Genomic DNA, 9,588 nt, shown 5'->3' on the forward strand with positions numbered 1-9,588 from the left:
AAGACTCCCATCTTTATCTCGTTAACAGTCTGTAATATCCTGCCCTCTGGTTAGGATAACAGTCTGTAAAACTCGAAGTAAGTTCGCTCTAAGGATTTTTCGAATCCAAGGCTCACTTATATAAGTGGGAGTTAAGAGCGGCTAAGTCCCTGGATAAGTGCGACTAAGATTCAGATAGAGTTAAAACTCCATCTGAATCAAGTCTTCTTTATATATAGGAAAATTTATGTTATAATAAGTAATTGGAATTAAATGATATATGTATTGTAGTCATCTGCTTTTAAAGTATTATGGCTCTATATTATGAATGAAAGATTATTTTAGGGATTATCACAATTAAAATTGTGTTTGAGGTGAGAGTGTGGATTTTGGTTTAGGTAAAGTATTAGCCCGTAGTATAGAACAAGAAATGAAGAGTTCTTATATTGATTATGCCATGAGTGTTATTACCATGCGAGCGTTGCCTGATGTTCGTGATGGTCTAAAACCCGTACATCGTCGCATTTTATACGCCATGCATGAAGCTGGAATGGCCGCCAACAAACCTTATAAAAAATCGGCACGTATTGTCGGTGAAGTACTAGGTAAATACCATCCTCATGGTGATACTTCTGTGTATGATGCCATTGTACGTTTGGCTCAAGATTTCTCTACCCGCTATTTAATGGTAGATGGCCATGGTAACTTTGGTTCCGTGGATGGTGACTCGGCTGCTGCTATGCGTTATACAGAGGTTAGGATGTCTCGCATTGCGGAAGCAATGGTATCGGATATTGAAAAAGATACTGTAGATTTCACACCTAACTATGATGAATCATTACAAGAACCAACGGTATTACCTGCTAAGGTTCCCAACCTTTTAGTAAACGGTTCTTCTGGTATTGCAGTAGGTATGGCTACTAACATTCCTCCTCATAATTTACGGGAAGTAATTGATGCCTTAATTATGATGATTGACAATGCTGAGGTAACTATTCCTGAACTGATGTCAGCAATAAAAGGACCTGATTTTCCAACAGGTGGTCTTATTTTAGGAAAAGAAGGGATTTATTCGGCGTATTCTACGGGCCGTGGTGTTGTGAAAATGCGTGCTCAGGCTCGTGTTGACAAAATGGCTAATGGGAAACCACGTATTATTGTTACCGAAATTCCTTACCAAGTGAACAAGGCTAGATTAATTGAAAAAATAGCAGAATTAGTTCGAGACAAAGTGATTGATGGTATTACAGATCTCCGCGATGAAAGTGATCGAAATGGCATGCGCATTGTGGTTGAACTACGGCGAGATACCAATGCAGATGTTATTTTAAATCAATTATATAAACATACCCAATTGCAGGATACTTTTGGTATTATTATGCTGGCTTTAGTGGAAGGGCGCCCTAGGGTACTTAACTTAAAAGAAGTATTACATTATTATATTCAGCATCAAAAAGAAGTAATTGTGCGCAGGACTGCTTATGAGTTAGCAAAAGCGAAAGCAAGAGCTCATATTTTAGAAGGTCTTAAAATTGCACTTGATCATATTGATGCAGTAATTACTGCAATTCGCCAATCTAAAACAGTGGAAGTTGCTCGTGCAGCGTTGATTGATGGATTTAATCTTAGCGATAAGCAAGCGCAAGCAATTCTAGATTTACGTTTACAGCGCTTAACAGGCTTAGAACGAGAAAAAATTGAAAATGAATATAAAGACGTTTTAGAGACGATTGAATGGTTGGAATCCGTTTTGGCAGATGATCAAAAAGTCCTAAATATTATAAAAGAAGAGTTACAAGATGTTAGAAAACGTTTCGGCGATGATCGTCGTACTATAATTACAGATGATCTATCAAATATGGCAGTAGAAGACTTAATTGCAGAAGAGGATATTGTGCTGACGTTGACCCGCTCTAGTTATGTGAAACGCCTGCCCGTCGATACCTATCGGAATCAGAAACGAGGTGGCCGTGGCGTAGCTGGTATGGGAACAAAAGAAGAAGATTTTGTGGAACATTTATTTGTAACAACTACGCATCATAATATTTTATTCTTTACAAATCGAGGACGAGTTTATCGCATGAAAGGCTATGAAATACCAGAGGCTAGCCGAACTTCAAAAGGTACATCGATTGTGAACTTGTTACCTCTAGAAGGAAAAGAAAGAATTACTGCAGTAATTCCAATTCGAGCATTTACAAATACTCGTTATCTATTCATGGCTACGGCAAAGGGTATTGTTAAGAAAACGGAGTTAATGGAATTTGATACAGCTAGGAAAACTGGCTTGATTGCCATTTCCCTAGATGAAGATGATGATTTAATTGGTGTTAAATTAACAAATGGTGAACAACATGTTCTTATGGGAACTAGTGATGGTTTAGCGATTTACTTCCCAGAAACGGATGTTCGTCATATGGGACGTACAGCGCGTGGTGTAAGAGGTATTCGCCTGCATGATGGTGATAGTGTTGTTGATATGGACACCTTAAAACAAGATGGGGAAGTACTAACTGTAACTGCTGAAGGTTATGGGAAGCGTACTCCAGTTGATAATTATCGGAACCAAAAGCGTGGTGGCAAGGGAGTCATTAACACGAAAGTAACAGAAAAGACAGGTAAGGTAGTTGGCATCAAGGTAGTACGTCCTGGACAGGAATTGATGTTAATTAGTAGTGAAGGTATTGTAATACGAATAGATATCGATACCATATCTGTTATTAGTCGAAATACACAAGGTGTAAAATTAATGAAGACTGGTGAAAATGATAAAGTTGTTGCCCTAGCTTCTGTAGAAAAAAAATCAGATATTGACTAAGACATGCATTAAAAATGATCTTGCATAAAATGACAGGCTGGTTTTAGACCAGCCTGTCATTTTTAATACAAGATCCACTTTTTTTACGGAATCAGAAAGTATAACATTTTCTTGATTCCAAGTAAGAACGACTAAGGCTTCTGCCTGCGTCCGAGGACTTGGCACAAGCCAAGTCTTTTCTTATCCCTAAACAATACTACTCCAAGATTTTTATACAAAGGTAACATAATTAGATAGAAGCGTCTCCACCGTTAGCTAGCTTTTTAGTTTCTACATTATTCACATCGGTGCCAGTGTGGTAAGGGCTTGCTATATTTACTGTTGGTTGACGTAATTCAAATCCTCTTTTTGTCAAAACATCTTTAAGAACCCAAGGCTTATCACTAATAATACCATCAACGCCCATATCTATAAGCATACCCATGGATTGAGGGCTATTTACCGTCCAAGGAACAACTTTCATTCCCAATGTATGAGCTTCACTTACGAGTTGTGGAGATAACTCTTCCCAGTAGGGGGATACAATATCGGCACCAATAGCATGGGCTGCTTTTACATAATCTCCATTATAGTCATGAATATTTAGACCACCCAACCAAGGAGAGGGGTTTTTGTCGAATAATTTTAGATAACAGCCTTCTTGACGGCCCCATGATTCTTGTTCAGAAGATAGAGCAACAAGAGTAATATTGGGATTTATTTTCTTCATTTCTTTCAATGTTCGCCAATCAAAAGATTGAAGAGTTACTCTATCTTCCATGTGATATTTTTTTACTATATCATTTACTGTTTTTACAAAAACAGCCGGATCAGGATTGTTTTTATATCCAGGGTCAAGTGGATCAGCATAAGATTTTGTTTCAATATTAAAAATTACTTTATCATTACCATAAGAATTAGCTAGCTCGAATACTTCTTCTAAGGTTGGCATTTTTGTGCCAGGTACAGATATTTGGGTTTTACCATGACCTTCATAGTAATCGCCAGCAGCTGGGTTCATAGTTCCAATATCAAATTGTTTTACTTGTGCTAAGGTCATAGTACGAATATCATACTGACCAGCTTTTACATATTTTCCATCAGGACCCTTAGCGAGATTTGGACTCATAAAAGGATTGTGGCTAATGACAATGTGACCATCTTTAGTCATTTGCATGTCCATTTCTAATGTTGTTTCGCCCATTTCCATGCCATAAGCAAAGGAAATTAGCGTATTTTCTGGACGCGCATCACGACCACCACGATGTCCTTCAAAATCAAATACATCAAACTTTACTTTTGCTTGTGCTGCTTGCATATCTATAAGATTGACACCTGTGCATAATACCGTTGCAGCTAGTCCTGCTAGTAGGAAACGTCTCCATGTTCGTTTGTTATTTTTCATGTGATACTCTCCTTTAATTTAAAAATAATATACAACTAAATTATACATGATTTCCAAAATTTAGTTGTCAGCAAAATATCTGAATATTGTGTAAGAAAAACACCTACACAATATTTACTCTATTTATTTTAGAAAAATAGCAGATAAAGAGGACGCAGATGAATGAGAGTAGGAAACCGTATTATAATAGTCAACGGCAAAGGGCAACCTTAATTCTAAAGTTGCCCTTTGCTTATTATATAAGTTTATGTGATTTTAATAGTTGTTTTCTTACTAATCTTTTACTTTAACATTCCAAACGCAAGCTGCTAATAGCATTGATATTACAGCAGATGCTACCCAGAACTCACCAGCAAGAGCAAAATCATAGACCTTTTTACCATTAACTATGGTCATATGTGCGTTAATCAAATAACCACTGATCAATTCCTGTGCTGCAGCTCCACCGTAGCTTAGTAAGCCGATCATTCCCATTGCCGCGCCAGTAGCACGTTTAGGACAAATATCAACAGCCATAAGACCACCGAGGTAGCAAACTAAGGCTCCCATTGTGAAACCATATACAGCCATAGTGGCCAAATCAATCATCTGGCTAGCAGGTGCCCATAAAAAAGCGGCTATTGATGCAGCATACAAAGCACCATAAATCAAGCAAGGTAAATTACGTTTGTGATTGAAAAACTTATCCGATACGAGACCACAAGTGAGGGAACCAAAAATTCCAGCAAACTGCATAATGGACAGGATACCACTAGCGCCCATTGTTGTATAGCCTTTTGCTTCTGTCAAATAGACGATACCCCAGCTTTCAATTGCATAACGAGCAATATAAACGAAACAGCTAGACAAACCGAGAATCCAAACAGCAGGACGTTTGACTACTTCCCACTGTAAACTACCAACAGATTTATCTTTTTCAACAATAGCTGCATGGTCATTTTTAAAGTCAGCAACATTTGGTAAACCGTGAGTTTCAGGCCTATCAGACATAAAGAAGTAAATCAGAATGGAACCAACAAGACAAACAATACCTGGCATGATAAAGCCTGCACGCCAGCTGTAAGCTCCTACGAGAGCGGCAGTTGCCACATAAGTAAAGCCTGCACCAAGATTATGACTGGTAAACCAAACGCCATAATATGTTCCACGTTCTCTGTTACTAAACCATTGATTTAAAGCAACAATGCAAGGACCTGCACCAAAAGATTGGAACCAGCCATTAATCCCCCATAATACTACTAGCGGAAGATATTCATTGCAAAAACCCATGATGACTGTAATAATGGAGGATAGAAAAAGTCCCATTGCAAAGAAACGTTTAATATTCATTCTGTCAGCTAAAAAGCTATTAGTAAACTTACCGACACCATAGGTGATAAAAAACACAGATCCCATAACACCAAGTTGCTGAGCATCTAATACTCCTGCTTGCATTAATGGCTTCTTGATAACGGAAAAATTAAGTCGTAAAACGTAAAATAATGCATAACCTAATGTAATTGATGTAAAAGTTGACCACCGATACTTATTGAACACTTTAGCAATCTGACCTTGATCGCCACTCATCAATGGCTTATCCTTTCCTGTTGTGAAAAACTTAATGACTTCTTCGAACATTTTGCACCTCTTCCTTATTTATTTTACCTAAAAATTTAGGCTTCTAAATGTATATATAAACAAAAGAGGATGTATTTCAATACATTGCCATCTCTTGTAAATACCAATAATAGAAGAATTGATTCGGAGAGAACGCTTCCATATTCCAAATCTTATGTTGAAAATTAATAGACGAAATCTCTACTATAGGGAAAAATCTTAATTTAATTATCACATTATAATGACAATTCTGGTATCAGTAAAACATCTGATTATGTAGTAGGAAAAATTCCTACACGTGTAATTGCGTCACCAGAGTGGATAATTACTTGCTTTTGTATAATTAAAATTAGAGTGTTCTCTAAATAAATAGTGAGTGATAGGAAAAAATAAAAGCGAGTAAGGTTTTTCCTTACTCGCTTTTTGCTGGTAACAAATCATATTTTAAGGCATACTCAACTAATTGGCTTTTCTTAGATAATCCTAATTTCTCCATCATACGAGTTTTATAGGTATCTACGGTCTTCACACTAAGGCATAATATTTCACCTGTTTGGCTCATAGAGTAGCCTCTCACCAGATATTTTAAGACTTCACGCTCGCGAGAGCTTAGGATAGTATAAGGATTATCAGCATTAGTATTTCCTTTTGGGGTGTCTGTTAGAAGGCTATTCAATAGTAGCTGTGAATTGTGAGGGTTTAAGTAGCGTCGACCCATATAAACTGTTTTAACAGCATCAAATAATTCAGTATCAACTGCGTGTTTTTCTACATAACCTAAAGCGCCAGAGCGCATTACTTCTTTAACATACTGTTCATCTTCATACATAGTAAGCACCAAAATTCGAATAGGATAACCTCGGCTTTTAATCTCCCTTATACATTCAAGGCCACCCATATTAGGCATTGATAAATCAATAATAAGAACATCGGCAGTTATTTTTTCAAGTAAACAGAGGACTTTTTCACCATCAGATGCCTCGCCAATTACCACAAATTCAGCTTCATTATTAAGAAGTAATTTTAAACCAGCCCTTAGTACCGAATGATCATCAGCCAGGATAATTTTAATTTTTGATTTCATGTGCACTCACTCCAAACATGTTATAGGGATTATTACCGTAATGGTTGTTCCTTGCCCGCTAATAGAATGAAAGGTAAAGGTACCACCTAATAACTCAACACGTTCTTTCATTCCGTAGATACCTAGGCGGTTTTTCTGACGAGCTGCTTCTAAAGCTCCCGAACGAATACCTAAACCATTATCGTAAATAATTAAGGTAATATTACCCATGTCTTGACTAAGTGTAATATTTACTTCTGTAGCACAGGCATGTTTAGAAATATTAGTTAGACTTTCCTGCAAAATACGATATAAGGTTAGGGAAATTTGATTATTAACTATTAACTTTTCATCCGGAGAAGAGAAAGCTACAGAAAGAAGTTGCTGATTACTAAAATTATTAATATATTTAGCCATAGCAGCGACGATTCCTAAGTCATCTAATACTGGCGGCCTAAGTTCAACTGCCATCTTTCGTAAGCCGCCTAAGACATTAATTGCTACATCTCTGGCATTAAGTAGCAAATCTTTTTGTTTGTCATCTGTCAATTTTGATAGCAAAACCTTCATATAAGCTAGCAATGATGCTAGGGATTGACTGGTTTCATCATGGAGTTCACGAGAAATACGTTTCCTTTCTTCCTCCTGAATTGTAAAAAGCTTATTTAGTAATACAGTTCGTAGGTCTTCTTTCGCCCTTAGTTCCTTCAGTAAACGATTATTTTCGAAATCTTTCTCCTGCAGACTTGTAATCATTTCATTAAAAACCCCGGCTAGGCGACCTACCTCATCTTCTGTCTTTATTTCAGTTTGAACATAAAAATTACCTTGTTGGATTTGCTGGGCTGCTTTTGTAAGGCTGCGCATGGGATGAATAATAAGATAGGCTAAATAGGTAGATCCGACGGCAGCCAATAAACACACTAGTAAAGTAGTTAGGAAAAATTCATGCAGCTTAGTATTTAGTAGCTCTTGGGTGCTTTTCTCAGACATACCTACCCGGACGAAACCAATTGCACCATTTTCTATTGGAACGATTATCTCCCGGATTGGTCCTTCGTTACTATTAAATTTGATAGTTTGATATCCATCTTCTTCCTTCGCTTTATACACCAATTCTACTGGTAATCCTTTTGGTAAATTACCAGCGAAGGTATGAGCTAAGATACGACCGGCAGAATCTGTAATGATAATATACCTAACATCCTCTGTGTTATTTTTAGTTTTATTAATTCGGTCGAACAAAGCATAGTTATCATCTAATAAAATATCATTACTACTAAGGGCTGCAACATAGGTAGCCATTTCGGCTCCACGCTTTTCAATTTGCCGATCAAGCAGTTTTGTAGTTGTATCAAAAACTATGATGCCAATAATAATACTTAACAACAATAACATACTAATAATAATACCATTAATTTTGTAATAAATACTTGCTTGTCTTAACCATTTCATAAGAGGGTACTCGTCCTATCATAAAGTTTGCGCAGTGGCTCATAAAGGGCTGGTGTAGGAAGAATAAATCGATCAATAACTAGATGTTGTAAAGCTGGTGCTACCTCAGAATCTTCATGCATAGTAAGAAAAATATGACGTAATTGTTCCTTTTGTTCAGCTTTGAGTTTCTTACTAATTACAACAGGACCTGTAGGTGCAGGTTCCATAGAAGCAATGATACGTACTTTTGCTGCAATCTCAGGAGTCTTTTCTTTCGCATACTCATAAATTTGACTGTCAAAGCTAGCAGCATCTGTAACTTGTGTGGCCACGGCCCACAGTGATTTGTCATGACTATAGGTGTAAAAATAACGTTTGAAGAATTTTTCGGGGATTGTATTTTTTTGCAGTAAGTATTCCTCAATAACCATATGACCAGAATAACTAAGAGGGTCTGTAAAAGCAAAAACCTTACCCTTAAGATCATTCATAGTATAAATTGAACTGTCCTTATGTACAATTATTTCTGGAGTGTATAAGGAATTCCCAGCATGCTCTGCCATAACAAATAACTCAATTTCATTCATTCCCCGGTAAGCGCTATATGCACCTGTAGATAAGAATGCAATATCTACGTCACCATTAGCCAATAGCATATTGACCTCCGCATAAGTTTTGCGTTGTATAAGTATAGCCTGACGCCCCGTTTGCTTAGAAACATAGTCAGCTATTTTACGATAATCACCAATTGTTTCATGAGGAGATACAACCGAGGCTAAAGCAATAAGGATCGGACGCTGATCTGAATTAGCATGATTCTGTAGAGAGGGATTCTCAGATGGTTGGCTAAAGTTGATATAGGGAGTAGAACTACTTTTACAGCCACCGATAAAGAATAGTAAAATACATATTAGAATTGAAGTCAGAAAACTTAGCTTCATATATATCACCTTTTATCTTATTTGGGATTATTTATAAAAGTATGAATTTTGTGTATAATATCTTTTTTATTGTCAATATTATAACATAGATATTTTTCCAGTAGTAAAAAAGTAAAGGTATTATTCTTTACATAGTATAGTCATGAATCTATAATCAATAGATAGCAGTAGTTAAATAAGATGGTTGACGGAGCTACTCGGTTATGATATACTACTTTAAGTAGCTCACGAGAGCAACTTATTGAATGATTAAAACTAAATGTTGACATGCTGCAAAAAACATGTTAATATGGAGATCCGCCTTAAGAAGCGACCATGTGTTCCTTGAAAACTAAACAATGTAAGTAAGGTTAAAATAAGCCAGATGTGC

At 36.7% G+C, this 9,588-nt stretch carries 6 protein-coding genes; 1 reads left to right on the forward strand and 5 read right to left on the reverse strand.

Going from position 1 to position 9,588, the window contains the following annotated elements:
- Positions 1 to 361 precede the first annotated feature (361 nt).
- Positions 362 to 2,797: a DNA gyrase subunit A gene (gyrA, locus tag QSJ81_RS14855; RefSeq protein ID WP_285718145.1), complete on the forward strand. Its 2,436-nt coding sequence runs from the start codon at positions 362 to 364 to the stop codon at positions 2,795 to 2,797.
- Positions 2,798 to 3,026: 229 nt separating this feature from the next.
- On the opposite strand, the gene QSJ81_RS14860 is transcribed toward gyrA, so the two are convergent.
- The 5 genes from QSJ81_RS14860 to QSJ81_RS14880 form a co-directional block, all read right to left on the reverse strand.
- Positions 3,027 to 4,181: a glycerophosphodiester phosphodiesterase gene (locus QSJ81_RS14860; RefSeq protein ID WP_285718146.1), complete on the reverse strand. Its 1,155-nt coding sequence runs from the start codon at positions 4,179 to 4,181 to the stop codon at positions 3,027 to 3,029.
- A 273-nt stretch (positions 4,182 to 4,454) separates the two neighbouring features.
- On the reverse strand, positions 4,455 to 5,798 hold the full coding sequence (locus QSJ81_RS14865) for an MFS transporter (protein ID WP_285718147.1): 1,344 nt from the start codon (positions 5,796 to 5,798) through the stop codon (positions 4,455 to 4,457).
- A 391-nt stretch (positions 5,799 to 6,189) separates the two neighbouring features.
- Positions 6,190 to 6,861, reverse strand: a complete 672-nt coding sequence (locus tag QSJ81_RS14870; RefSeq protein WP_285718148.1) for a response regulator transcription factor — start codon at positions 6,859 to 6,861, stop codon at positions 6,190 to 6,192.
- Between the two features lie 6 nt (positions 6,862 to 6,867).
- Positions 6,868 to 8,295: an ATP-binding protein gene (locus tag QSJ81_RS14875; protein WP_285718149.1), complete on the reverse strand. Its 1,428-nt coding sequence runs from the start codon at positions 8,293 to 8,295 to the stop codon at positions 6,868 to 6,870.
- On the reverse strand, positions 8,292 to 9,218 hold the full coding sequence (locus tag QSJ81_RS14880) for a substrate-binding domain-containing protein (RefSeq protein ID WP_285718150.1): 927 nt from the start codon (positions 9,216 to 9,218) through the stop codon (positions 8,292 to 8,294). The genes QSJ81_RS14875 and QSJ81_RS14880 overlap by 4 nt, the downstream gene beginning before the upstream one ends.
- Between the last annotated feature and the right edge of the window lie 370 nt (positions 9,219 to 9,588).

The organism is Pelosinus sp. IPA-1 (assembly GCF_030269905.1).
In the GTDB taxonomy this organism is placed as follows: Bacteria; Bacillota; Negativicutes; order DSM-13327; family DSM-13327; genus Pelosinus.

What these genes read in the sequence shown, in the direction of transcription:
- QSJ81_RS14880 (WP_285718150.1), bottom strand. Translation starts at nt 9,218, where the DNA reads ATGAAGCTAAGTTTTCTGACTTCAATTCTAATATGTATTTTACTATTC.
- QSJ81_RS14870 (WP_285718148.1), bottom strand. Translation starts at nt 6,861, where the DNA reads ATGAAATCAAAAATTAAAATTATCCTGGCTGATGATCATTCGGTACTA.
- QSJ81_RS14860 (WP_285718146.1), bottom strand. Translation starts at nt 4,181, where the DNA reads ATGAAAAATAACAAACGAACATGGAGACGTTTCCTACTAGCAGGACTA.
- QSJ81_RS14875 (WP_285718149.1), bottom strand. Translation starts at nt 8,295, where the DNA reads ATGAAATGGTTAAGACAAGCAAGTATTTATTACAAAATTAATGGTATT.
- QSJ81_RS14865 (WP_285718147.1), bottom strand. Translation starts at nt 5,798, where the DNA reads ATGTTCGAAGAAGTCATTAAGTTTTTCACAACAGGAAAGGATAAGCCA.